We start from the raw sequence: 23067 nt of genomic DNA, 5'->3' as shown, positions 1-23067 counted from the left end.
CTGTGGATCGAGCCTTTTTGACATGAGCGACTGGCCGCAGGGATACGGGCTTCACGTGCTGCAGGAGGTCGACAGCACATTGAACGAGGCTGCGCGCATTGCCCCAACAGCTCAGGGGCCTGTTTGGATCATGGCACATCATCAAACCGTTGCACGCGGTCGGCGTGGCCGGGCCTGGACCAATCCGAAAGGTAATCTGGCGGCTACGTTGTTGCTGCACCCGCAAGGGACGCCAGATCAGATTGCGCTGCGCAGCTTTGTGGCGGCTTTGGCGCTGTTCGATGCCTGTGTCGCCGTGACGGGACGCGCCGCGGGGTTATCCTTGAAATGGCCGAACGACGTTCTTTTGAACGGGGGCAAACTGGCGGGCATTCTGCTTGAGAGCATGGGGCAGGGGCGCGGCGTCTCACATCTGGCCATCGGCATTGGTGTGAATTTGGCCGAAGCCCCCGGTGTTGAAATGGTGGAACCCCAAGCTTTGCGCCCGGTCTCATTGCTATCGGAAACCGGGGCGCTTGTCTCGCCCGATGATTTCCTGACCGAACTGGCGGCTGCTTACGCGCGGTACGAAACGCAGTTTGTCACATATGGGTTTGATCCGATCCGCATAGCGTGGTTGTCCAGTGCCGCGCGGTTGGGCGAAGTCATCACCGCACGTACCGCAACGTCCGAGACCGTAGGAACCTTTGAAACGGTGGACGCGGGGGGTAACCTTGTCCTAAACACCGCAAAAGGCCGTGTCAGCATTCCGGCGGCGGATGTGTTTTTCTGAAAGGGGCTCAGATGCTTCTGGCCATTGATTGCGGCAACACCAATACCGTCTTCTCGATTTGGGATGGTGAGAAGTTCCTATGCACCTTGCGTACTTCGACCCACCACGCACGAACGGCGGATGCCTATTTCACGTGGTACTCGACGCTGGTGAAACACTACGGGATCGAGGCGGACATTAGTGACGTGATAATCGCATCAACCGTCCCGCGTGTCGTGTTCAACCTGCGTGTTTTTGCAGACCGTTTTTTTGGCTGCCGACCCTTGGTGGTCGGTAAACCCGAATGCCTGCTGCCTGTGAACCCTCGTATCGACGAAGGAACTGTTCCGGGCCCGGACCGACTGGCCAATGCGGCCGCGGCTTTTGACCGCCATGGCGGCAATATCGTTGTTGTTGACTTTGGCACAGCGACCAATTTCGATGTGGTGGCGGCGGATGGTGCATATGTCGGTGGGATCATTGCACCCGGTGTCAACCTCAGCCTTGAGGCCTTGCATCAGGGGGCCGCAGCGTTGCCGCATATCGACATTACCCGCCCAGAAAAAGTTATCGGCACGAATACGGTTGGCTGCATCCAGTCTGGCGTGTATTGGGGCTATTCCGGGCTGATCGAGGGGCTTATTGCCCGCATAAAGACGGAATACGGAATGCCGATGAAAGTCGTTGGAACCGGTGGTCTCGCGCCCTTGTTCGATCAGGCCGACGTAGGGTTCGACGCAATCGAAGATGATTTGACGATGCACGGCCTGACCGTGATCCATCGCTATAACAAGGAAAACGGGTCGACATGAGCAGCGAAAGACTGATCTACCTGCCGCTGGGCGGCGCAGGTGAAATTGGCATGAACGCTTACGTTTATGGTTATGGAAAACCCGGTCAGGAGCGTCTGATCCTTGTGGATTTGGGCGTGACATTCCCGGATATGGACACAACGCCCGGGGTGAATCTGATTCATGCCGATATCTCGTGGCTGCGGGAACGAGCGGACCAGTTGGAAGCTGTATTTGTTACGCATGCGCATGAAGACCACGTGGGCGCTGTTGCGCATTGCTATGATGCTTTGAAGGCGCCGGTTTATGCACGAGCGTTTACGGCCAACATCGCGCGTCGCAAGATGGAAGAACATGGCCATCCGGAAGACGCAGTTCATACGGCGTCTGCATGGCCGGAACAAATCTCGGTTGGTCCCTTCAAAGTGGGTTTTTTGCCGGTTTCGCACTCGATCCCGGAAAGCGCTGCGCTGGTGATCGATACGCCCGCTGGCCGGATCGTGCATACCGGTGATTTCAAACTGGATGCGAACCCCGTTGTGGGCGAGCCCTTTGACCAAAACCTGTGGGGCGAAGTGGCCAGGCCAGGTGTCAAGGCGTTGGTTTGTGACAGTACCAATGTGTTTTCAACTCATGCCGGTCGTTCGGAGTCGGAGGTCGGCCCTGAGATCACCAAACTGGTCGAAAACGCGGAAAGCATGGTGGTTGCAACCACGTTTGCATCCAACGTTGCGCGGGTCAAAACGCTGGCCGAGGCAGGCGAAAGAGCCGGGCGTTCGGTTGTGTTGCTGGGTCGCGCCATGCGCAGAATGATCGAGGCTGCGACCGAAACCGGCATCTTGTCCGATTTCCCACGCGTGATAAGCGCCGAAGAAGCCCTGGACCTGCCGCGCCAGAACCTGATGCTGATCGTCACAGGCAGCCAGGGCGAGCGCCGGGCTGCCAGCGCACAGCTGGCGCGTGGCAAGTATCGTGGGTTGGAGCTGAAAGAGGGCGACCTGTTCTTGTTCTCGTCCAAAACCATTCCTGGGAACGAGCGTGGTGTGATTTTCATCATGAACCAGCTCAGCGAAAAGGGTGTGGATGTGGTGGATGACGGCGCGGGCTTGTATCACGTCTCGGGCCATGCCAACCGCCCCGATCTGGAACAGGTTCATGGTTTGGTCGATCCACAGATGGTCATTCCGATGCATGGTGAACACAGGCATCTGCGTGAACATGCCAAACTGGCAGAAGCGGGTGGCCGCACCGGGGTGCTGGCGGTGAACGGAACCATGCTGGATTTGACCGGAAATGCGCCCAAGGTCGTGGATTTCGTCGAGACCGGTCGGACCTATCTGGATGGGTCCGTCAAGGTCGGCGCACTGGACGGGGTTGTGCGGGATCGTATTCGCATGGCACTGAACGGGCACATCACGGTCACGGTTATTCTGGATGAAGAGGATGAACCGTTGGGTGAGCCATGGTGCGATACGATGGGCCTGCCTGAGATTGGGACATCGCGTGCGGCACTGGTTGAAGTTCTGGAGGAAGACCTTAACCAGTTTCTGATGCGCGCCGAAGCCAAGACGTTGCGAGATGACGACAGGCTGGAAGAAGAAATGCGCCGGATCGCGCGCCAAACTGCGAAATCCGAAATCGGCAAAAAGCCCGAAGTGACTGTAGTTGTAAGCCGGATGAAGTAATCCGACGGCCTCAGTCAATCTCGGGCATGGGGTATCCTCTGAGCCGCAGAAACAGGCTTTGTTCTTCTTTGTTTAGGTAAAACGGGACGGATTCGGGTGGTTCCGGGTCCGAAATGCGACCCGCAATCTCGGCCAGAACAACCTCGGTAATGAATGGCAGGTCCAGATCCCGTGCCCGATCCAGCTCGACCCATTGCAAATGAGAAAGCTCGTCCGAGGCGTGACTGAAATCGTCCAGGTCGCCTTGTATTGCAGCAGCGTCGACAAGAAAAAAACGGGCGTCGAACCGGCGTGGGCGACCCGGCGGCGTGACCGCGCGAAACACGAACTGCAACGCAGCTGCGGATGGCATGAACCCTTTTTGGGCAAAGCTCTGCCAATCGGCTGGAGCATTCTGAGGCCATACACCCGGCTGCCCCAGGATCAGACCTGTTTCTTCCCATAGCTCCCGAATAGCAGCGGCAGCTAATGCCGCTTGCATGCCGTTTTCGGACTTTTCCGACAGGCGTTCATGACACAGATCGGGAAGCGCTGTGGCCAAGGGCACGTCTGCATCCGCAGGATCGACGGCTCCACCTGGGAAGACAAATTTGTTTGGCATAAAGGCCGCTTTTGCACCGCGCTGACCCATCAGGATCGAAGGGTTAGTCATGCGGTCCCGCAGCACAATGACAGTGGCTGCGTTTCGGATTGCGGTTTTATCGGTGGTCATGCCCTGTCTAACCTGCCTGCCTGGGTCACGAGGGTTTTTCAAACCCGTTCATGCGTCGCGCCCATTGATAGGCAACGACAGCCCCCTTCAGTCGCGGAAGAAGGAAGAGGGACAGCGCAACACACGCGATCGACAGGCTTATGGCCATGGTCCATGGATCCGGGCGCCAATGCACATATGACACGTGTAAGGCAGGTGCCAGCAGGTGCCCGACCAGAAGGATCGTCAGATAGGCCGGTCCGTCATCCGCACGATGATGGAACAGCTCTTCTCCACAGATCGCGCAGGTGTCGTTGACTTTCAGGTAGCTGTGCAAAATCTTGCCTTCGCCACAGTTTGGGCATTTGCACCGAAACCCTTTGACCAGAGCGGGCCATGTCGGACGCTCATTCTCTGTCGTCGTGTCGATCGTTTGATCCATCTTAGTAAAACTCGCGCATTCATATTTGACAGATAGTGCGCCTGTTTGAGTCCACAATAAAGGGGGGTGCGTCGCTTTGTGCCGCCTGGTTGAGGGAAAGTAGTCAGGGTGTGTTTCCGGGCAGCCGAAAAGATTTTCTTTTTTTGGCGACGGAAACCCAACGGTGCTGCGTTTGAATAGATATGAGCAGCGGCAATAAGGTCGCGCCAGCAAGGGAAAACCGATATGAAAAACGCAAAATTCATCCCGGCCATAGTTCTTTCGGCGGTCGCAATCACAGGCACATCCGTTTTGGCGGCCGGTCCAAAAGACCGCGAACCCGTGTCTTTCGAAGAACTTGACGCCAATGGTGATGGCCAAGTGACACAAGAAGAGATGCAGGCCCAGCGCAGCCAGCGTTTCACAAATGCCGACACTGACGGCGACGGACAGTTAAGCGTTGAGGAAGTGCAGGCTGCCAGACAGCAGCGCACCAACGATCGCGTCGCGAAGATGTTCGAAAAGCATGACGCCAACAACGACGGATATCTGAGCGAAGACGAGTTGCCGAAACAGCGCCGGGCTGACAAGATGTTTGACCGGATCGATGCGGATAACAGCGGTGGGATCTCGGAACAGGAATTTGCCGATGCCAAGGACAAGATGGGCCGTCACAAAAAGAAACGTGATGCGGCTGACTCTGACAATAACTGATGCAGGATGGAGGACCTGACCTCCCATCCGCAAGATGTTCGCGGCGTTGATTTCGCCGCGAACGACCTCAGCGACGATGCGTTGCTGAGGCGCTTTGCCGATGGTGACGCCGGGGCGGCGCGTGTTTTGACAGATCGTTTGGGACCACGCAGTTTTTCGGTTGCTTTGCGTATGCTAGGGAACCGTGCCGAGGCCGAAGATGTGACACAGGACGCGATGATGCGGCTTTGGCAGATGGCGCCAGATTGGGTGCCAGGAACCGCCAAAGTGTCAACATGGCTGTATCGGGTGACGTTGAATCTGTGCGTGGACATCAGGCGCAAAAAAAGGCCTGACAGATTGTCCGACGTGCCCGAGCCCGAAGACGGCAAGGCCAGCGTGGTTGACCGATTGCAGGACGAGGCCCGCAAAGATGCGCTACAGCTTGCTTTATCGGAATTGCCGGAACGGCAGCGGCAGGCGGTGGTCTTGCGCCATATCGAAGAGCTGCCCAACCCCGAGATCGCAGGGGTCATGGGTATTTCAGTAGAAGCAGTTGAAAGCCTGACGGCGCGTGGAAAACGATCTTTGGCTGCTATACTGGCCGACCGACGAGATGAATTGGGGTATGACAATGGCTGATGAAGACCTGAAACTGGATCATCTGTTCGCCGACGCAAGGCGAGATCGGCTAACGTTGGCTGATGATCTGGTTGTGCGCATCCAAACGGACGCCGAAGCGATTCGGTTGGAGCGTTTGGCGCCCACGGCCCGCCCGAAACGCGGGGCCTGGACGCGGCTTTTTGAAACTATTGGCGGTTGGCAAGGCTTTGGCGGTTTGGTTGCAGCCAGCGCAGCTGGCGTCTGGATCGGCTTTGCGGCCCCGACATTCTTACCCGATCCGGCCAACCTGCTGACGGCGCAGGATACAAGCTATCTGGTGGCCGACCTCGGATTTGATACGAGTTTTCTGGAGAATACGGAATGAACGCTGAACCCAAAACAAAGCGGCGATGGATGTCAGTGGTACTGATCGTGTCGCTGGCCCTGAATTTGTTGATAGTCGGTGTTGCCGTCGGAACGGTGCTGCGTGTGAAGGGCAGCGATCATGCCAAGGCGCCGCCGGGGTTTGGACCGGCACTTTATCGTGCGTTGCCGAAAGAAGATCGCAAAGCAATGCGGGGTGAATTGTCCGGACTGCACAAAGAAGGGTCAAACGCGCGAACTCAGGGGTTTGAAGCCATCAGTGCGGCTCTGCGCGCTGTTCCGTTCGATCCGGTTGCGGTTGAAGGATTGCTGCAGCAACAGGCTCAGGCAACGGCAGATCTGCAATCTGAGTTGCAGGCGCAATGGATGGCTCGGGTCACTGCCATGAGCGATGAAGAGCGTCAGACCTATGCCGAACGCCTGCAAGAGGTGATCCAGAAAGGTCCGCATTCACGCAAGAAAAAAGACTAGTTGGATAATGCCGCGCTTGGCCTGACCCATACCCGATTGCGTCCGGCTCGTTTAGCGGCATAGAGCGCTTTGTCCGCGCATCTTATTACTTTTTCGAAAGACTGGGGATCTTCTGTTGGTTTCGACGGGTTCGACAGTTTCAGGCCAACACTGATCGTGACAGAGATCGGTTCTTGTTGATCGGGCAGATGAAAGGGTTCATCGCATATGCAGTTGCAAAGCGATTCTGCAAGCCTCAATGCCGCATCTCGGGACAGATCTGACGTGCCGATCATGAATTCTTCCCCGCCGATCCGGGCGATAAAACCATTTGATCCCAGGATACTCTGCATACGCTCGGCAGCCTGAGACAGAACGAAATCGCCGTTTGCATGCCCATAACGGTCGTTGATTGTTTTGAAATGATCGAGATCCGCGAGCATGACGGCGAAGCCTTGGTTGGATTGCATCGACTGCCGAGTAATCTGGTCCATAGCACGCATCGCGTAGCGACGATTGTGCAGGCCGGTCAGCGGATCAATCCAGGATTCTGCAATACCCTGTCGCAACGATGCACGCATCTGGTCTATCCGCGCTTTGCGGGCTATCTGATTTTTCAGGCGTAGCTCAATTTCTTCTGCACAAAACCCGCCCAAACATACGGCGTCGGCGCCGCGGTCCAGAATTTCGGAGGCCATGGAGGCATTGTTGTCCTTCAGCACACCAATCAAAACAGTGTGCCGCGTGGCGCTGCGCGATCTGAGATCGGCCAGGACGTTCAACCCGTAGGGGCTTGCATCCAATTCAACCACTATTGCGTCCGGAATTGATCCGGACAACACACCGTTGAAGTTTGACCGAGTGTGCCAGGAAATCTGATGTCGACTTTGATCGGATAACGCCTTTTGCCAGGCTGAGCCCGTTCGCGCTGTCTGTGCCAGAATGTCTACACGGGCCGTTTGGGGGGGTGTGATCAAAGCGGTGGCTGATTCCGCAAACCCGATTGATTGGCCCCCGTTGTCGACCTGTAACTCCTGTGTGTCTGCATGCACGCGCAGTAAGCTTCGGATACGGGCCAACAGCAGCGCGTCTTTGTAAGGATGCGTCAGGACATCATCCAGCCCATCCGCCAATGCACGCAGACGCGCCTCATTATCGTTCTGTGGTGCAATCGCGACAACGGGAACGTCGACGAGATCTGGTTGTGTTGTGATCAGCTTTTTTACGTCTGCCGCAGTACCATCGGGCAATGTCTGCGCTGTCAGCACCAAGTCTGGCCGGGTTCGGCGCACCAGCGACGTCAACCCTTTGAGTTTTTCACCCTGAACCACGTGGTACCATGCCGCGGTCAGCTGAACCTTCAGCATAATGCGGTTGGTTGATACCCCGTCGAGGACAAGGATGGTTCCCTGCACGGACATAGTTGCTCACCATTGATTGCATGCGTGAACAAAGTGTTTATGAGTCTGGTTAATAAACCCTTTCCAAAACCGATCCTGAGGCTCGTTTATGCCGATCTCTACCGATTCCGCCGAAACACTGGCGCTGAGGGCCCTTGCGTGGCTTGTCGGCAATGACGAGTTGCTGCCCGTTTTCCTGGGATCTACAGGCGCTGCAACAGAAGACCTGCGTGACAGAGCGGGGGATCCGGATTTTGCGGTGTCTGTTCTGGATTTTCTGATGCTTGACGATTCCTGGGTCATGGCGTTTTGTGACACCAATTCGATCCCCTACGACCGCCCCGCTCAGGCGCGCGCGGCATTGTCAGGCAATGCTGACACGCACTGGACCTGAACGATAGACTTTGCAGGAGCACTCACTCAATGCCAATTGACGCCATCGTCTTCGACAAGGACGGTACTTTGTTCGACTTTGCTAACACATGGGGGGTGTTCGGACGCTCCATGCTGCTGCGTTTGAGCAACCAAGATGAAACGCGCGCGACGGAACTTGGGCAAATCATCGGGTTCGATTTTCAGCAGCAGCGTTATGCCGAAGACAGTATCGTGATTGCCGCAACCGTGGACGAAATCGCCGAGGTTCTGGTTCCACACGTCGAAGACATGTCATTCGGTGAACTGGTTGAACTGATGAATGCCGAAGCAGCGGCGGTTCCACAGGCACCGGCTACCCCTTTGGCTCCATTGCTGGAGCGGCTTCAGAACTCGGGAATCAAGTTGGGGATCGCGACAAACGACAGTGAACACCCCGCGCTTGAACACTTGGTATCTGCCGGGGTCAGACAGCATTTCGACTTTGTCGCGGGCTATGACAGCGGTCATGGTTTCAAACCTGGCCCTGGCCAATTGCTGGCATTTGCGGCGCATGTCGGTGTTGAGCCGGCGCGTATCGCGATGGTGGGCGACAGCTTGCACGATTTGCAGGCCGGGCGTGCTGCAGGCATGACAACAATCGGTGTTTTGACTGGGTTGGCCTCGGCCGAAGCATTGGCGCCGATGGCGGATGTTGTCCTGCCGGACATCGGACACATTCCCGGCTGGCTGCTGGAAAACCAACACGCCAAACTTTGAATTCAGCAATCGGATCGTAAAAACCGACACACTCTGTCGCAGACAGAGCGGCTTGATGCCCGTCTTCGGGGCTTGCTTGGACAAAAGCAAACGCAGGAGGCGACGATGGCCGACACGAAAACACGCAAACGTCGGGGCGGTGGACGCGCAGGGGCGGCTGCTCGCCGAGGCAGCGCGGCCATTGATCAAATGCCATGGAACCCACCGATCAACACGGATCAACCGACCGAGCCTTTGGATCAGGACGGGATTGAGGCGATCCATGACGGGGCGATGCGTATCCTCGAAGAAATCGGCATCGAGTTCTACAATGAAGAGGCCATCGGTATCCTGCGAGAAGCGGGCTGTACCATAGAAGGCGATAACGTCCGCATGGGGCGTGATTTTGTGATGGAAATGGTGGCGAAGGCGCCAAGCCAGTTTTCGATCACGCCAAGAAATCCGAGTCGAAAGATCGAGATTGGCGGTAAAAACCTGCTGTTTGGAAATGTTTCGTCGCCGCCGAACTATTGGGACATGGAAATTGGAACCAAGGTTCCCGGCAATCGTGAGATGTGCCGGAATCTGTTGAAACTGACGCAGTATTTTAACTGTATCCATTTTGCGGGTGGGTATCCGGTCGAACCGGTGGATATACATGCAAGTGTTCGCCACCTTGATGTGCTGTATGACAAGCTGACCCTGACGGACAAAGCGATGCATGCATACTCGCTAGGGAAAGAACGCGTTGAAGATGTCATGGAGATGGTGCGCATCGCAGGCGGTCACAGCCATGAAGAGTTTGAGGCGACACCTCGGATGTACACCAACATCAACTCGACCTCACCGCTGAAACACGACCATCCGATGATTGACGGCTGCCTGCGTTTGGCGCGCCGTGGGCAGGCCATAGTCGTGACTCCGTTTACATTGGCCGGTGCTATGGCGCCGGTTACAATGGCGGGTGCGGTTGCTCAATCTTTGGCCGAAGCGTTATGCGCGATTGCGTTGTTCCAATATGTACGCCCCGGCATTCCTTGCGTGATTGGGACCTTTACGTCGAATGTGGATATGAAATCCGGCGCACCCGCTTTTGGCACACCCGAATACATGCGCTCTACCCAGATGACGGGGCAGATGGCGCGGTATTATGGGTTGCCTATGCGATCCTCTGGTGTTTGCGCGGCGAATGTACCGGATGGGCAGTCAGTGTGGGAAACTTCAAATTCGCTTTGGGCTGCGGTGCAGTCGGGCACGAATATGGTTTATCACGCCGCAGGCTGGCTCGAAGGCGGGCTGATAGCAAGCCCGGAAAAGTTTATCATGGATTGCGAAATCCTTCAGCAAATTCAGCGCTATATGGATCCCGCACTGACGGCAACGGGGCCAGATGAAATTGCGTTGGATGCTATTCGTTCGGTCGGAAACGATGGCCATTTCTTTGGAATTCAGCACACACAGGACCGCTACACCACAGCCTTTTACCAACCCTTCCTTAGCGATTGGAAAAACTACGAAGGATGGGACGTTGCCGGTGGTATCTGGACCGCCGAACGCGCGCATCACATGTTCAAAGAGATTATCTCAAGCTTTGAACCGCCTGCCATTGATGATGGGATACGAGACGAGCTTGCCGATTTCGTCGCGCGCCGAAAAGCAGAAGGCGGTGCGCCTACGGATTTCTAGTGACTACTGGACTGGTGTCGCTCTGATACTCGGTTGCATTCGCGGTATCTTGGAGGTGATTTTGGCTGTTTGTTAAGGTTTGTCGGACCAAAATTGAGAAGCAATTAATCTGAGGCATCTCATGCATGGTCTGATCAATCGGGCGATTCAGTCTTTTGTACGCGCAACCTATGGTCGGTCGTGCTGGCTGCGCGTTACCGAGGCTGCGGAGCTGGGTTTTGTCGAGTTCGAGGCAATGCTCATCTACGATGATGATGTCTCCATTCGTGTTATGGACGTGTTGAGCGCAGAAATTGGCCGCCCGAAAGCGGAAATCCTGGAGGATGTCGGCACCTATCTTGTGTCTCACCCAAACATGGAGGGGCTGCGCCGTTTGCTGCGGTTTGGCGGCGGAACCTATGTGGAGTTTCTGCATTCCCTCGACGATTTGTCTGATCGTGTCAGATTGGCTGTCTCCGACCTCGCCCTGCCAGCGCTCGAACTGAGAGAACTATCCATGACAGGGTACCAACTGCTCTGCGATCCGGGTTTGCCAGGTTACTCGAGCGTCATGGTTGGCGTGTTGCGCGCAATGGCTGACGACTATGGTGCGCTGGTTATACTGTCGCATGACGGGCAGCACGAAACCGCTGAGGTGATCACAGTAACGCTGGTAGAGAGTGCTTTTTCCGAAGGTCGCCACTTTGATTTGGGGGCGCGTGCGGAGTAATGAACACCCAAGACCTGGCGAGCCTTCTCGAAACCTTGTGCCCGATGTTCCTGCTGATAGACGAGAAGGGGGACATTCGGCAGGCAGGACCAACCCTACAAAAACTGCGCCCCAATATCCCGTTAGTGGGTTCCAGCTTTCTGGATATCTTCGAGCTGATCCGTCCCCGAACGGTCACAACGATTCCTGCGCTCATGTCGATGGCTGGTGCAAAGCTGCACCTTAAGTTCCATGATGAACCGCGCACTGCCCTAAAAGGATTGGTCGCCCCTTTGCAGCATGGCGAAGGGGCTGTCATCAACCTGTCCTTTGGTATCTCGATCTTGGATGCCGTACGCGACTATGCTCTGACAAGCGCGGACTTCTCGGGCACTGATTTGGCAATCGAACTTCTGTATCTTGTCGAGGCCAAGTCTGCAGCGATGGAGGCCTCACGGTCTCTGAACCTCAGGCTTCAGGGGGCCATGCTCGCCGCCGAGGAAAAGGCCTATACGGACACGTTGACAGGATTGAAAAACCGGCGGGCAATGGACCATATGCTTGACCACCTGACTTTTTCCAATTCCAGTTTTGCCCTGATGCATCTGGATCTTGATTTCTTCAAATCCGTGAATGACAGGTTGGGCCATGCGGCAGGCGATTTTGTCCTGCAGCAAGCGGCGCGTATCATGGTCGAAGAAACGCGTGGCGATGACACAGTGGCGAGGGTCGGAGGCGATGAGTTTGTCATTATTTTTAAAGGCCTGACACGTGAAGAAACGCTCGCGTCGATTGCTGAACGACTTATCCTCAGGTTGAATGAACCGATGACGTTCCAGCAGCAGACTTGCCACGTATCTGCAAGCATTGGGACCGCCTTATCAACACAGTTTAGGGCACCAGAAGCGGAAGAACTTCTTCATGCTGCCGACCTTGCCCTTTATCAGGCTAAACGAGACGGGCGATCCTGCCATCGCCTTTATTCGACCTTGTCAAAGGCCCAGCAGTAGCTTTGCTTGATGCATCAACAGAAGGGCGTTTGCGCCGCAAGGTCTAAGCTGATTGATGCGCAAGACTTAATTTCTTTGCGATTTGCAGCTGGATTGGCGGTAGTTCTCCGACCACTGGCAAAACGACCCCCTTAAACTCCGCCCGGCCCAGCTCTTCCGGAACGTCCTCCAAAACATGCCCGCCGGTGCAGGCAAAGAATGGAAGACACAGGGCCTGCACGCCTAATCCGCTAGCAGCTGTGGCGATGGGTGGGGCTTCTTCAACAAACCCAACTCGGATTGAGTTGAAAGAAACCAATTGTCCTAGTTTCGATGCGAATTCCGCCGCAACGGCGGACGGGTTGCGGCTGCGACCGGAGCCATGCGCAGCGACGACCAGATCGGTTGAGGCGGCCTCCCATCGCTTGTCAGATAGTGTGGTGTGCAGCGCGCGCGCAGTAAGTTTGGGTAGTTCAGGATCGATGCCCAGCGGATCTAGAATGCGCAAGTTCCGGTCTCCTACGCGTTTCGGCAATGCGCTGGTCACGAACCAGCCTTTCGCCATGAAAAGCGGATAGATCACGGTATCTTCGGGTAGGCCGTCCATCCGACCCTCGAACGTGCCTGGCGCAGCTAAGGTAGCGGAATGAACGGATACATCTGTTGTCAAAGCGTCAACCTTGGCAGCAAAATCTGCAAGCGCCGCCTCGGCGGGCTCGGGGTCAGAGGGCTGACCATGGGCGACGATGATGGCATGCGGCATGCGAAGGCTCCTGTCCAATTGTGCGATAGATGTACCGCCGCCACAAATTGTCAATCCGTGCGTCGCGTGGGCTTAGCCCAAGAGGGTCAACCAAAGCCAGACGCTTAGAATTGATGCAGCCGTCCCAATCAGTACGGACGAGGCCGCGACACGTTTGGCGCGGCCATACATATTGGCAAAGATGTACGCGTTGAACCCTGGCGCCATTGCTGCGTTCAAGACACCTGATCGAAACAAATCCTGCGGCAGCCCAGTGGATTTTCCGAACATCCAAACCAGGCTAGGATGCAACATCAAAGAGATTGCACACACATAGGCAATGGTACGCAGATCACCTTCGGGTTTGTATTTGACCAGCACGCCCCCCAGCGCAAACAAAGCGCCGGGCAGGGCGGCGCGGGTTACCAAGCCAAGGGCCTCGTCAACAACGGCCGGAATGGCAAAACCTGACAGATTGACTAGAAACCCCAACGCGATCCCAAGGATCAGTGCATTTTTAAACATCGCGGACAATACGGACCGTGCCATACGCACCCCGCCATGTCCCCGGTTGCGCACCACTTCCATGACGGTGATTCCAACGCAGTAGCAAAACGGGGAATGGAACGCGATGATCGCATAGTTGCCTGTGAGGTTCTCGGGGCCATACGCACGTTCGGTGATTGGTAGACCTAACAAGACTGAGTTTGAGAACAAGCAGCAGAACCCAATGGCAACGCAGTCTTCCCAGTCACGACCAAAGATGATGCGTGCGCCAAACAGGCCAGTCATAAAACAAAGCGCGGCAGCGGAATAGAAGCTGGCCAGTAGCCGTGGATCGAAACTGGCGCTCAGGTCGAGATGCGCGATTGCCAAAAACAGCAGGCAAGGGATGGCGAAGCCCTGGGTGAATTTCATCAACCCATCGACGTGAACTTCGTTGAAGTACCCCGAGCGGGTTGCCGCATAACCAGCACCGATAACCAGAAACACCGGAAGGATGACGTCGATCAGACTCTGGAGCATTTCACCTCCATTGGCTGTGCCACAGACGGTGATATCCGCGGTGTTCCGGGCAGAGCCTTACAGCGCCTGATGGATCACCATACCGTCATAGGCGGGGGTGATATGATCGGGAGTTTCCGCCTCGACGGTCGCGAAATCGAGATCGATATGCATATTGGTTAGAACCGCCTGTTTGGGCTCCAGTTTTGCAATCCAACCAAGCGTCTTTTCCAGATGTGTGTGGGTCGGGTGTGGTGAGCGGCGGAGGGCGTCGATGACAAGGCAGTCCAAGCCCTCAAGCTCCGGCCATGCATCGTCATAGATTTCCGCCACATCAGGCAGGTACACAAGTTTCCCCATCCGAAATCCTAACGAGTCGATCGAGCCGTGGTTTACTTTGAATGGGCGAAACGGGATGGGTCCGCCAGGACCATCAATTTCAAAAGGGCCATCAATGGTTTTTAGGTCCAGAATAGGCGGGTAGGGCGAGCCTTCGGGCTGAATAAACGCGTATCCGAAGCGTCCCAACAAGGCATTTTGTGTATCCCCATCGGCCCAGACTGGGACGCGGGATTTCATGTTGAACACGATCATCCGCAAATCATCGATTCCATGGACGTGATCGGCGTGCGAATGCGTATAGACCACACCGTCCAATCGACCGGTCCCCGAATCCAAAAGTTGACCGCGCATATCCGGTGTGGTGTCGATCAGGACAGAGGTTGTCCCCTCTGGACCGTCACGTTCAACCAGCATTGAGCATCGCCGGCGAATGTTCCTGGGGTTTGCAGGATCACAATCACCCCAGTGTCCACCCAAACGGGGGACGCCGCCGGATGACCCGCAGCCCAGAATGGTGCATCTTAGCTGGGTCATGCAGCCGCCTTGAACGCGGCGACCTTAGTAAAAAGCCGATCGAAATTCGCCTGTGTCTGGGCCGCAAAGGCAGCGTAATCCATTTCGAAAATCTCTGCCCCTTTTTGCGCCGTATGCGCAGTATAGGCTGGTTCATTGCGTTTCCCGCGATAGGGCGGCGGGGCCAGATAAGGCGCGTCAGTTTCGACCAGAATCCGATCTACAGGCGCGCTTGAAAAAATATCGCGCAATTCCTGGCTTTTGGGGAAAGCCGCGATACCCGACATGGACAGATAAAAACCCAAATCCAGCGCTGCCTTGGCAAGCTCTGCAGAAGAGGAAAAGCAGTGCATCACGCAGCCGTAGGGCGCATTGCGGAACTCTTCGGACAAAATGCGGGCCATATCGTCATCTGCTGCGCGGGCGTGGATAATCAGAGGCAGGCCCGTGCGTTGCGCTGCCTCGATGTGAACGCGCAATGATTGCTTTTGCAGTGCGGCGCTGTCCGCTGTGTAGTGATAATCTAACCCGCTTTCGCCGATGCCAACGAATTTCGGATGCTGTGCCAGCGCCACCAATTCATCGGCGGTCGCCAGTGGTTCCTCGGCGGCGCTCATCGGGTGGGTGCCGGCAGCGTAAAACACCGGCGCGTAGGTTTCAGCAATGGCACGAACGGTTGGTTCGTTTCGAAGCCGCGTGCAGATTGTCACCATACGGGTCACACCAGCCTGCGCGGCGTGGGTGACAATCTCATCCAGTTGCCCGTCGAAATCCGGGAAATCCAGATGGCAATGGCTGTCCGTGATTTGGGGGGTAACGCTCATCTGTTCTGACCGGCGGCTTCCTGTATGTTGAACACCGTATCTAGGACCAAAGCCGCAGGGTCAAGGTTCACCGCCTGACCGTGTCGACCGCGCGCTGTCACAACGGCGGCAACCTCGGCCCAACGGCGCGCTTGATGCGGTGAAGCAGACAAGCGCGTCAGAATTTCAGCCTCGTTCGGTGCAGCTTCGGGTGAGGGCGGCGCGCCGGTTGCCCCTGTCAAAGCCAATCGCGCCAAAGCGACGTCAATCAACGTCAACAAAAGCTCAAACCGTTCTGCCGCCCCACGCTGGGCTGCAGCCATGGCCAACGCCAGCGCGCGCTGTCTGTCCATGCGGGGCAGGGTGCCCAGAATGGCGATCAATTCGGCATAAGTCTCGAGCCCGCCAAGATTGATCAGGCGTACGGCGTCCCCGACTGATCCTGCCGCCAAGGCCGCCAGATGATCTGGTTGCGCGGGGACATCTGCCCCTGTTTGCGCAAGGGCGGCTTGCATGTCCTCTGGCCCAAGCGGGGACAGGCGTAGAGTGCGGCACCGCGACCGGATAGTTGGCAGCAGGCGCGAGGGTTGATGAGATACCAGCAACAGTGTCGTGCGCGCCGGCGGTTCTTCGAGCATCTTCAAAAGCGCATTGGCCGCACTGACGTTCATTTCATCGGCCGCATCGACGATCACAACCCGGCGCCCGCCATCGGCGGATGACAAGCCAAAAAACCGCCCGAGCTTGCGGACGTCATCCACAACAATTTCAGCTCTCCGGCGGCCCTGATCGTTCAACGAACGGGTAATCGCCGCCAGTCCGGGCTCTGCGCCCGCCAACATGCGATGGCAAACCGGATGATCGGGGTCGATATCCAGCGTCTCAGGCGGTGGCGGCGCGCCAAACAACCCGCCGTCATCCGTCGGAGCTGTGGCGAGAAGAAACCTCGCGATGCGCCACGCAAGTGTTGCCTTGCCCACGCCGCGCGGACCGGTCAGTAGCCAGCCGTGGTGCAGCCGATCCGAATTGTAGGCGGCCAAAAAGGCTTGCTCGGCCGCGTCCTGTCCGAAGATGCGGGGTGTTTCGCGCGGGTGTGGGGCGCCGGGCGCCTGATCTGGGGTTGGGGTGTCGTCGCTCATCTTCTATCGCAAAGCTGCTGTAACGATCTTTGTCACATCGCGGGCGACGCTGTCCATGTCCCGATTCCCATCCACGATACGGAATCTGTCAGAAAACTCTTCTGCCAGCGCCAGAAAACCAGCGCGCATCTTACGTTGTAAAGCGGGGCCAAAATCTTCGAACCGTTCTTCGGCGCCTTGCCGACCTTTGGCGCGGGACAGGCCAGTGTCAGGGTCCATGTCTATCAAAACCGTCATGTCTGGCTCGCGCTTGATCATCAGGCTGTGTAACTGGTCCACCAAGCCGCGCAAGTCGCCACGAGACAGGCCCTGATACATGCGAGTACTGTCTGCAAAGCGGTCACAGATCACGACTTTGCCTGCAGTCAATGCAGGCTCGATCGTGCGTTCAAGATGGTCACGACGGGCGGCGGTGAACAGCAGGATTTCCGTTTCTGCTGACCATCTGTCGGGATCACCCTCCAGCACGAGGCTGCGAATTTCTTCGGCTCCGGCAGATCCGCCGGGCTCGCGGGTCAATATCACGTCGCGGCCAGTTTCGCGCAGATGCTCGGCAAGCATCCTTGCCTGCGTTGACTTTCCTGATCCATCAATGCCTTCAAAGGTCAGAAACAACCCGCGCTGTGTCACATCGACTCCAGCGGTTTGTTGATAACATCCTTCAGAACAATGCCCCCAACGGTCAGCATGCGCACAAGGAAACCACCGATTGCCACGTCCTCGGCCGCGACAAGGGGGCGGCGGATTTCGGGCAAGCCTTCGGGTTTGATCACAAGCTCAGCCAGTTGCTGACCTTTTGAAACTGGGGCGTTGATGGGCCCCTCATAGACCACCTCGGCTTCGACGTCTTGCGTGCCCAGAACCGGGAACAGAACCGTCAAGTCGCCTTCGGGCACCAGGCTAACTGTCTTCTTTTCGCCCATCCACAGCCTTGCTTCCGCTATTGGCGCTTCCGCGTCGGCAACTGTCCTCTCGACAAAATTTCGAAACGACCAGTTAACCACGGCCTCAGCCTCCTCTGCGCGCTGGCCGGTGCTGTCGATGCCGGTCAGTACGAAGATCACGCGACGGTCGCCTTGTTTAGCCGAGCCGACGAGGCCGTACCCCGCTTCTTGCGTATGTCCGGTCTTTAAGCCGTCTGCGCCGATATCGAGACGCAGCAAGGGATTGCGGTTTCGTGCGTTGGACGGGGCCCTTCCATCGAACTCAAAGACCTCTTCGGCAAACAACGGGTAGTATTCCGGAAAATCGGTGATCAAAGCATTGGCCAAGACGGCAAGATCGTGCACGGACATCATATGCCCTGCCGCGGGCCAGCCGTTTGAATTGGCAAAATTCGAATTGTTCATACCCATTTGCTTGGCACGCTGGGTCATGTAGCGCGCAAAACCAGCCTCAGTCCCGTCAGGGCTGAGCGCTTCTGCGATAACGACGCAGGCATCATTGCCTGACAAGACGATGATCCCGCGCAGCAGATCTTCGACACTGACCCTGTCTTGAGTGTTCAAAAACATCGTTGAGCCGCCATAGCTCATTGCGTGTTCAGACACTGGCAGCGTCTCGCTCAACGTCAGACGCCCATCCCGCAACGCCTCGAACGCAACGTAGAGCGTCATGAGCTTGGACATTGATGCAGGCGGCAAAGGCTGATCGGCCTCTTTCGACAGCAGAACCGTGCCTGTTGTCTGGTCAATCACATAGGCCGCACGGGCCGAGGTATCGAACGCATGTGCGGGCAAGGCCAAAATGGCCAACCCGAGCGTCAAAACGGATGTTCGCAATGAGGATAGCACGCTAAGCCTCCTGTTTCAGTTGGACACGGTGAAAGCGTCGTTAAAGCCAAGAGACTTAACACTGCTCTGAATGGCTTTGCGCTCTGTACGGGTGGTGGCAGGTCCGACCAGAACCCGCCAGACCGTCTTGTCTTCAGTCTTTAGCTCGCGCACCTCAGCAGACAAACCGCCTTTGCGGATCTTTTCAGCTGCGCTGTTTGCATTGGTCTCTACGCCAAAAGTACCAACCTGCACATATGGTTTCGTAAGCGTTGATCCGGTTGCTGTAGCGGCTGCCGCCGGGGTCGGTTCGGCGGCATCGATTGCAGCCGCCGCACCCTCGATCGGATCAAGGGGCGTTTCAGTGATTTCGTTTGGTTGCTTCTTTTGCCACCACTTCCGCTTGGCAGGTTGTTCGGCTGGTGCTGCGACCGGTGCATCCGACAGCCCTGGCGATGTCGCGGCCTCGGTGGCCGCTTCAGTTGCCGCCTCGGTGGTCTCATCCGTTGCTGCAACGACTGCACCGGCAGACGCGGCAACCGCAGGCTCTTTCTTTTGCCACCACTTCCGCTTGGCAGGCTTTTCCGGCGTCGCGTCCTGACCTGTGTCCTCTGCTGACACGGTTTCCGCCGATGCCTCAGGTTCTTCGGTGGCATTGTCGGCTTCCGGCGCTTTTTCGGCCGGGGGCGGGGTTTCTTCAACGGCCTCACGACGCAAAGCAACAACGTTCACTTTGGTTGGAGCGCCAGCCAGCATTCCCAGCTTTTCAGCTGCGGCAGATGATACTTGAAGTGCAGGGCCGGGCAAGTTGCGCTCGCGCCGGAACAAAGCGCCTGTTGTTGTCTTGTTGTTGGACGTGTTCTTGATAACAACGCGTTCGGGCTGGGTGACATCGGGATGTGCAACCCAGATTCCCCCCAGGGACGGTCTGCCATCCCACAGTCCGGCTTCGGTTACCTCAAAGACATCAGGGGCTTCAACATCACGCTGGGAACCGCTTGATACCTCCGGCAAAAGCTCAATCTTTCCTGTGTTTTCTTCTGGTTTCTCTGCTGATCCCAGAGTTTCCTCACATCCAGATAGCACTGCAAAAGTCAAAGCCAGATACGCCAGCCTCTTCGGCCCTGCGCGTGTCTCGGTCGCTCGCTTCATCTTTTCATCCCTTGCCTGATGGGACCTCGTTTTCCGAGCCCCGCCGCCGGTCGGCTGGTTCTGCGTGCCAGCCTGCTACGGTCTTTCGCCCGGATCATAACGCGGGTGATGTGTCATGGAAAGACTGCTGCACTTGCTTCGGCAAGATTTCCCGATTTCGACTTGCCTCTGAATTAAGTTCGCCTTAGACCCTGCCTCACGCGGGGAGGTGGCAGAGTGGTCGAATGCGGCGGTCTTGAAAACCGTTGAACGTGAGAGCGTTCCCAGGGTTCGAATCCCTGTCTCCCCGCCACCAAAGCCCGTCTTACTTCAATTGTGGTTTCTGCCTCGGACTTGCGCCGCAATTCCCGCTGGTTGCTTTGCCTGTTCCAGGGCAAAAACCGTTCGCGTCACACTCCACAAGTGTAATTCGAGCCAAAGTCTCGGTGCCTTGTTTTAGCGGGTTTGCTTCGAGGAGTTTTCCCTGATATCCGGCAATTCACAGGGAAAGATCGGAAATAGCTCAAAGTTGTTGAGTATGGAGCGTGAGTAGTTGATGATTTTCAACCACTTGGACGCGGCCTATCTCGAAGCCTAAGTCTACGATTGTTACTTGACTGTTACGGCTTGCAATACTTGTTCGCGCATTAGATCCCCTTTTGCTCCTTTGATCATGACTTCTCCGCGTCGCAGCACGACAAGCCTGTCAGCAAGGTCATAGGCAAAATCGAAGTACTGCTCCACCAAGACAATTGCCATCCCCCTGGTAGTTCTGAGGTGCCGAATGGCTTCACCAATTTGCTGGATTATGTTCGGTTGAATACCTTCAGTAGGCTCGTCCAGAAGCAATAGCCTAGGTTTTGTTATCAAAGCGCGCGCAATCGCCAATTGTTGTTGCTGACCACCTGAAAGGTCGCCTCCGCGCCGGCTCTGCATTTGTTTGAGCACCGGGAACAGATCGAAAATCTCGTCCGGAATGAAATGTTCGCTGCTGGGAAGGCAAGAGAACCCCGCTTCAAGGTTTTCACGAACGGTGAGCAATTGGAAAATCTCGCGACCCTGGGGGACATAGGCCACACCTTTCCAAGCCATACGATGGGCGGGCAAGATCGGCAGTTGATCTCCGTCTAGCTCCACTTCACCACCCGAGCGCGGATGCGTACCCGAGATTGCCTTAAGCAGGCTGGTTTTCCCAACGCCATTGGCCCCCATCACGCAGGTCACTTCGCCTTGCATGGCCTCCATTGAGATGCCGTTAAGGATTCGGGAGTGCCCGTAGTGCAAAGTCAGATCTGTTAGTTTCAGCATCGTCTAGCGCCCCAAATAGACATCAATAACGTCCTGATTCGATGTCACGTGATCAAGGCTGCCTTCTGCCAGAACCGACCCCTCGTGCAGCACAGTGACCTTGCAGTTCAGGCGGCGGACGAACTCCATGTCATGTTCAACAACGACCACCGCACGGGTCTTGGCGGCCTGCACCAGGAGCTCGGTCGTGTGTTCTCGTTCGTGCGGGGTCATCCCAGCGGCGGGTTCGTCCACGAGCAACAGGCGCGGTTCCTGTGCCAGTAGCATCCCGATTTCCAGCCATTGCTTTTGTCCGTGGCTCAGCTCGCCTGACTTGCGGGGCAGTTCGTCTTTTAGGCCGATCTCAAAAGCCAGCTGCTCGACCCCGTCTAAATCCGTAGGCGAGGGGCGATAAAACAAAACGCCAAACCACCCGCGCTTGTTCTTCAAGGCCATCAGCAGGTTTTCCTGAACGGTCTGATCCTCGAACACCGTGGGTTTCTGGAACTTCCGCCCGATCCCCATCTGCGCGATCTTGGCCTCGCTCTTACGCAGCAGGGATACGGATTTTTCGCCCCAGATGACCCGGCCTTCATTGGGTCGGGTTTTGCCAGTGACAATATCCATGAACGTTGTTTTGCCTGCACCGTTTGGTCCGATCACGGCGCGCAGTTCGGCATTGCCGATCTGGAACGACAGGTTGTTGATGGCGCGAAACCCGTCAAAGGTAACCGAGACGCCGCTGACTTCTAACAAAGTGCTCACTCGGTGGCCTCCTTTTCGCGAAGAGCCCCGTCATCCGGGCCAAGATTAGCGCCATGACGATCCAACGGGCGACGATTGGCCAGCAGATCGAACAGCCCACCGATACCTTGCGGGGCGAACAGCGTGACCAGAACGAAGGACACGCCCAGCAGAACCTGCCACCAATCGACCCATTTGATCGTGTAAACGCCCAAAGGGATATCCGGAGCCTGTCCACCGGTGAACCACGTGCTAAGAAGGCTGACAAACGCCGCGCCGATGACCGCGCCATACAGACGGCCGCGTCCGCCAATGGCAACCCAAACAGCCAAATAGATCGAGGCGATCGGGGCCATTTCTTCGGGGTTGATGATGCCTGCCTGCGGGTAATATAGCGCACCCGCGATGGCTGCGATGCAGGCGGTTAGGGCAAAGACGGCGAGTTTATAGGCTTCGACTGAATAGCCAAGGAAGCGCACACGGGCTTCGTTGTCGCGGATACCGCGTATAACTGAACCGAACTTGCCAGAGACAACCCATGCGGCCAGCATGTATCCAAGACCGAGCGCCAGCGCAGACGCCCAGAGGAACCAGATCGACACCACGTCCTGCGAAGCGGTGACGCCGGGCAAGTTCTGCAAGCCCGACAGCCCGTTGTTTCCGCGCAATCCGCTGTCATTCTGGAACAGATATAACGCCAGAGCCAGCGTCATCGCTTGGGTTAGGATCGACAGGTATACGCCGGTGACCCGGCTACGGAACGCCAACCAACCAAAAACCAGCGCCAACAGACCTGGAATCAGCACCACCAGAGCCAGTTGCAAAAACAGGCTGTCTGAGAACGCCCAGATCAGCGGGAATTCAGATGATCCAACGACACCGAAAATCTGGTTGCCGATGGCATCTGCGATCTCGGATGGGGTGGGCGGGATTTCGGTTTGCGATAGGGACTCGACGACGATGAGGCGTGTGCGCTCATACATCAGCCACAGACCTATCATATAGCCGCCTAACCCGAAGAACGCGAAGTGGCCCAGTGAGAGGATGCCGGTGAAACCCCAGACCAAATCCATCGCCACTGCGATCAGACACAGGCACAGGGTCTTGCCCAGCGTCTTGACGAAACTGGTCGAGATCACGCCGATCCCGAACCCTTCCGACAGGACGGTCACACTCAAAGTGAACAGCGACAGGATGGCCAGAAAGACCAGCACCGATGGGTTCTTGGCAACAAAACTACGTTCCAT

The 23067-nt window shown here is 56.6% G+C and carries 26 protein-coding genes and 1 tRNA gene; 13 read left to right on the top strand and 14 right to left on the bottom strand.

The features are described 5' to 3' along the window. The first annotated feature begins 22 nt into the window (after positions 1–22). Genes Q1B21_RS02355 through Q1B21_RS02345 form a run of 3 tightly spaced genes read left to right on the top strand, consistent with a single transcriptional unit; the run spans position 23 to position 3227 of the window. A complete protein-coding gene (locus Q1B21_RS02355) occupies positions 23–772 on the top strand; it encodes a biotin--[acetyl-CoA-carboxylase] ligase (RefSeq protein WP_299885426.1) in 750 nt (249 codons plus the stop codon). An 11-nt stretch (positions 773–783) separates the two neighbouring features. Beyond that, positions 784–1563 (top strand): type III pantothenate kinase, encoded by a 780-nt coding sequence (locus Q1B21_RS02350; RefSeq protein WP_298932948.1) that lies wholly within the window; start codon positions 784–786, stop codon positions 1561–1563. After that, a complete protein-coding gene (locus tag Q1B21_RS02345; RefSeq protein ID WP_299885422.1) occupies positions 1560–3227 on the top strand; it encodes a ribonuclease J in 1668 nt (555 codons plus the stop codon). The genes Q1B21_RS02350 and Q1B21_RS02345 overlap by 4 nt, the downstream gene beginning before the upstream one ends. Before the next feature lie 10 nt (positions 3228–3237). Here Q1B21_RS02345 and Q1B21_RS02340 read toward each other — a convergent pair whose 3' ends face one another. Beyond that, positions 3238–3939: an NUDIX hydrolase gene (locus tag Q1B21_RS02340; protein ID WP_298932945.1), complete on the bottom strand. Its 702-nt coding sequence runs from the start codon at positions 3937–3939 to the stop codon at positions 3238–3240. A 25-nt stretch (positions 3940–3964) separates the two neighbouring features. Then, complete coding sequence (locus Q1B21_RS02335) at positions 3965–4360, bottom strand: DUF983 domain-containing protein (RefSeq protein WP_299885418.1); 396 nt, start codon at positions 4358–4360, stop codon at positions 3965–3967. 225 nt (positions 4361–4585) lie between these two features. Here Q1B21_RS02335 and Q1B21_RS02330 point away from each other — a divergent pair, with 225 nt between their 5' ends. The 4 genes from Q1B21_RS02330 to Q1B21_RS02315 are packed head-to-tail and all read left to right on the top strand — an operon-like array spanning position 4586 to position 6490. Further along, the gene (locus Q1B21_RS02330; protein ID WP_298932941.1) at positions 4586–5053 is read left to right on the top strand and encodes an EF-hand domain-containing protein; all 468 of its coding nucleotides are present in this window, start codon (positions 4586–4588) and stop codon (positions 5051–5053) included. 6 nt (positions 5054–5059) lie between these two features. Next, on the top strand, positions 5060–5674 hold the full coding sequence (locus Q1B21_RS02325; RefSeq protein WP_299885415.1) for an RNA polymerase sigma factor: 615 nt from the start codon (positions 5060–5062) through the stop codon (positions 5672–5674). Beyond that, the gene (locus Q1B21_RS02320) at positions 5667–6020 is read left to right on the top strand and encodes a hypothetical protein (RefSeq protein WP_299885412.1); all 354 of its coding nucleotides are present in this window, start codon (positions 5667–5669) and stop codon (positions 6018–6020) included. Before Q1B21_RS02325 ends, Q1B21_RS02320 begins: the two co-directional genes overlap by 8 nt. Then, a complete protein-coding gene (locus Q1B21_RS02315) occupies positions 6017–6490 on the top strand; it encodes a periplasmic heavy metal sensor (RefSeq protein WP_299885410.1) in 474 nt (157 codons plus the stop codon). The genes Q1B21_RS02320 and Q1B21_RS02315 overlap by 4 nt, the downstream gene beginning before the upstream one ends. On the opposite strand, the gene Q1B21_RS02310 is transcribed toward Q1B21_RS02315, so the two are convergent. Further along, complete coding sequence (locus tag Q1B21_RS02310; RefSeq protein ID WP_299885408.1) at positions 6487–7890, bottom strand: diguanylate cyclase; 1404 nt, start codon at positions 7888–7890, stop codon at positions 6487–6489. The two genes, Q1B21_RS02315 and Q1B21_RS02310, sit on opposite strands and share 4 nt — an antisense overlap. Before the next feature lie 88 nt (positions 7891–7978). Here Q1B21_RS02310 and Q1B21_RS02305 point away from each other — a divergent pair, with 88 nt between their 5' ends. From Q1B21_RS02305 to Q1B21_RS02285, 5 genes are all read left to right on the top strand, one after another. Then, positions 7979–8263 (top strand): DUF3572 domain-containing protein, encoded by a 285-nt coding sequence (locus Q1B21_RS02305; protein WP_299885406.1) that lies wholly within the window; start codon positions 7979–7981, stop codon positions 8261–8263. A 29-nt stretch (positions 8264–8292) separates the two neighbouring features. Further along, entirely contained in the window at positions 8293–9000 is a 708-nt protein-coding gene (locus tag Q1B21_RS02300) for an HAD family hydrolase (RefSeq protein WP_299885403.1), read from the top strand. Between the two features lie 105 nt (positions 9001–9105). Next, positions 9106–10665 (top strand): trimethylamine methyltransferase family protein, encoded by a 1560-nt coding sequence (locus Q1B21_RS02295; RefSeq protein ID WP_299885400.1) that lies wholly within the window; start codon positions 9106–9108, stop codon positions 10663–10665. A 121-nt stretch (positions 10666–10786) separates the two neighbouring features. Further along, positions 10787–11374, top strand: coding sequence for a heme NO-binding domain-containing protein (locus Q1B21_RS02290; RefSeq protein ID WP_299885397.1), 588 nt, complete (start codon positions 10787–10789; stop codon positions 11372–11374). After that, a complete protein-coding gene (locus tag Q1B21_RS02285) occupies positions 11374–12363 on the top strand; it encodes a diguanylate cyclase (RefSeq protein ID WP_299885393.1) in 990 nt (329 codons plus the stop codon). The genes Q1B21_RS02290 and Q1B21_RS02285 overlap by 1 nt, the downstream gene beginning before the upstream one ends. A 43-nt stretch (positions 12364–12406) precedes the next feature. Here the strand turns inward: Q1B21_RS02285 and Q1B21_RS02280 are convergent, their stop codons facing one another. The 8 genes from Q1B21_RS02280 to Q1B21_RS02245 all read right to left on the bottom strand — a co-directional run bounded on the left by Q1B21_RS02280 (position 12407) and on the right by Q1B21_RS02245 (position 19810). After that, the gene (locus Q1B21_RS02280) at positions 12407–13105 is read right to left on the bottom strand and encodes a CbiX/SirB N-terminal domain-containing protein (RefSeq protein WP_299885390.1); all 699 of its coding nucleotides are present in this window, start codon (positions 13103–13105) and stop codon (positions 12407–12409) included. 72 nt (positions 13106–13177) lie between these two features. Then, entirely contained in the window at positions 13178–14110 is a 933-nt protein-coding gene (locus Q1B21_RS02275) for an AEC family transporter (protein ID WP_299885387.1), read from the bottom strand. A 57-nt stretch (positions 14111–14167) separates the two neighbouring features. After that, entirely contained in the window at positions 14168–14965 is a 798-nt protein-coding gene (locus Q1B21_RS02270; protein ID WP_299885384.1) for an MBL fold metallo-hydrolase, read from the bottom strand. Next, complete coding sequence (locus Q1B21_RS02265; protein ID WP_299885382.1) at positions 14962–15768, bottom strand: TatD family hydrolase; 807 nt, start codon at positions 15766–15768, stop codon at positions 14962–14964. Before Q1B21_RS02265 ends, Q1B21_RS02270 begins: the two co-directional genes overlap by 4 nt. Then, a complete protein-coding gene (locus tag Q1B21_RS02260; protein WP_299885379.1) occupies positions 15765–16886 on the bottom strand; it encodes a DNA polymerase III subunit delta' in 1122 nt (373 codons plus the stop codon). The genes Q1B21_RS02265 and Q1B21_RS02260 overlap by 4 nt, the downstream gene beginning before the upstream one ends. Positions 16887–16889: 3 nt before the next feature. Next, the gene (gene tmk, locus Q1B21_RS02255; protein ID WP_299885374.1) at positions 16890–17516 is read right to left on the bottom strand and encodes a dTMP kinase; all 627 of its coding nucleotides are present in this window, start codon (positions 17514–17516) and stop codon (positions 16890–16892) included. Further along, positions 17513–18679 carry a D-alanyl-D-alanine carboxypeptidase family protein gene (locus Q1B21_RS02250; protein WP_299885371.1) on the bottom strand — a complete coding sequence of 389 codons (1167 nt, stop codon included), beginning with the start codon at positions 18677–18679 and terminating at the stop codon, positions 17513–17515. Before Q1B21_RS02250 ends, tmk begins: the two co-directional genes overlap by 4 nt. 15 nt (positions 18680–18694) lie before the next feature. Further along, positions 18695–19810: an SPOR domain-containing protein gene (locus Q1B21_RS02245; protein WP_299080083.1), complete on the bottom strand. Its 1116-nt coding sequence runs from the start codon at positions 19808–19810 to the stop codon at positions 18695–18697. Between the two features lie 202 nt (positions 19811–20012). On the opposite strand from Q1B21_RS02245, the gene Q1B21_RS02240 reads away from it, so the two are divergent. Next, positions 20013–20102, top strand: a tRNA-Ser gene (locus Q1B21_RS02240). A 296-nt stretch (positions 20103–20398) separates the two neighbouring features. Here Q1B21_RS02240 and urtE read toward each other — a convergent pair. Genes urtE through urtC form a run of 3 tightly spaced genes read right to left on the bottom strand, consistent with a single transcriptional unit; the run spans position 20399 to position 23067 of the window. Continuing rightward, positions 20399–21097 carry an urea ABC transporter ATP-binding subunit UrtE gene (urtE, locus tag Q1B21_RS02235; protein ID WP_299885368.1) on the bottom strand — a complete coding sequence of 233 codons (699 nt, stop codon included), beginning with the start codon at positions 21095–21097 and terminating at the stop codon, positions 20399–20401. Positions 21098–21100: 3 nt separating this feature from the next. After that, positions 21101–21841, bottom strand: coding sequence for an urea ABC transporter ATP-binding protein UrtD (urtD, locus tag Q1B21_RS02230; RefSeq protein WP_299885366.1), 741 nt, complete (start codon positions 21839–21841; stop codon positions 21101–21103). Then, a complete protein-coding gene (gene urtC, locus Q1B21_RS02225) occupies positions 21838–23067 on the bottom strand; it encodes an urea ABC transporter permease subunit UrtC (RefSeq protein WP_299885363.1) in 1230 nt (409 codons plus the stop codon). Before urtC ends, urtD begins: the two co-directional genes overlap by 4 nt.

Origin of the sequence: uncultured Ruegeria sp. (genome assembly GCF_947504215.1) — a bacterium.
Classification (GTDB): Bacteria; Pseudomonadota; Alphaproteobacteria; order Rhodobacterales; family Rhodobacteraceae; genus Ruegeria.
The sequence above is the reverse complement of the archived record's forward strand: the minus strand, read 5'-3'. Positions and strand labels throughout refer to the sequence as shown.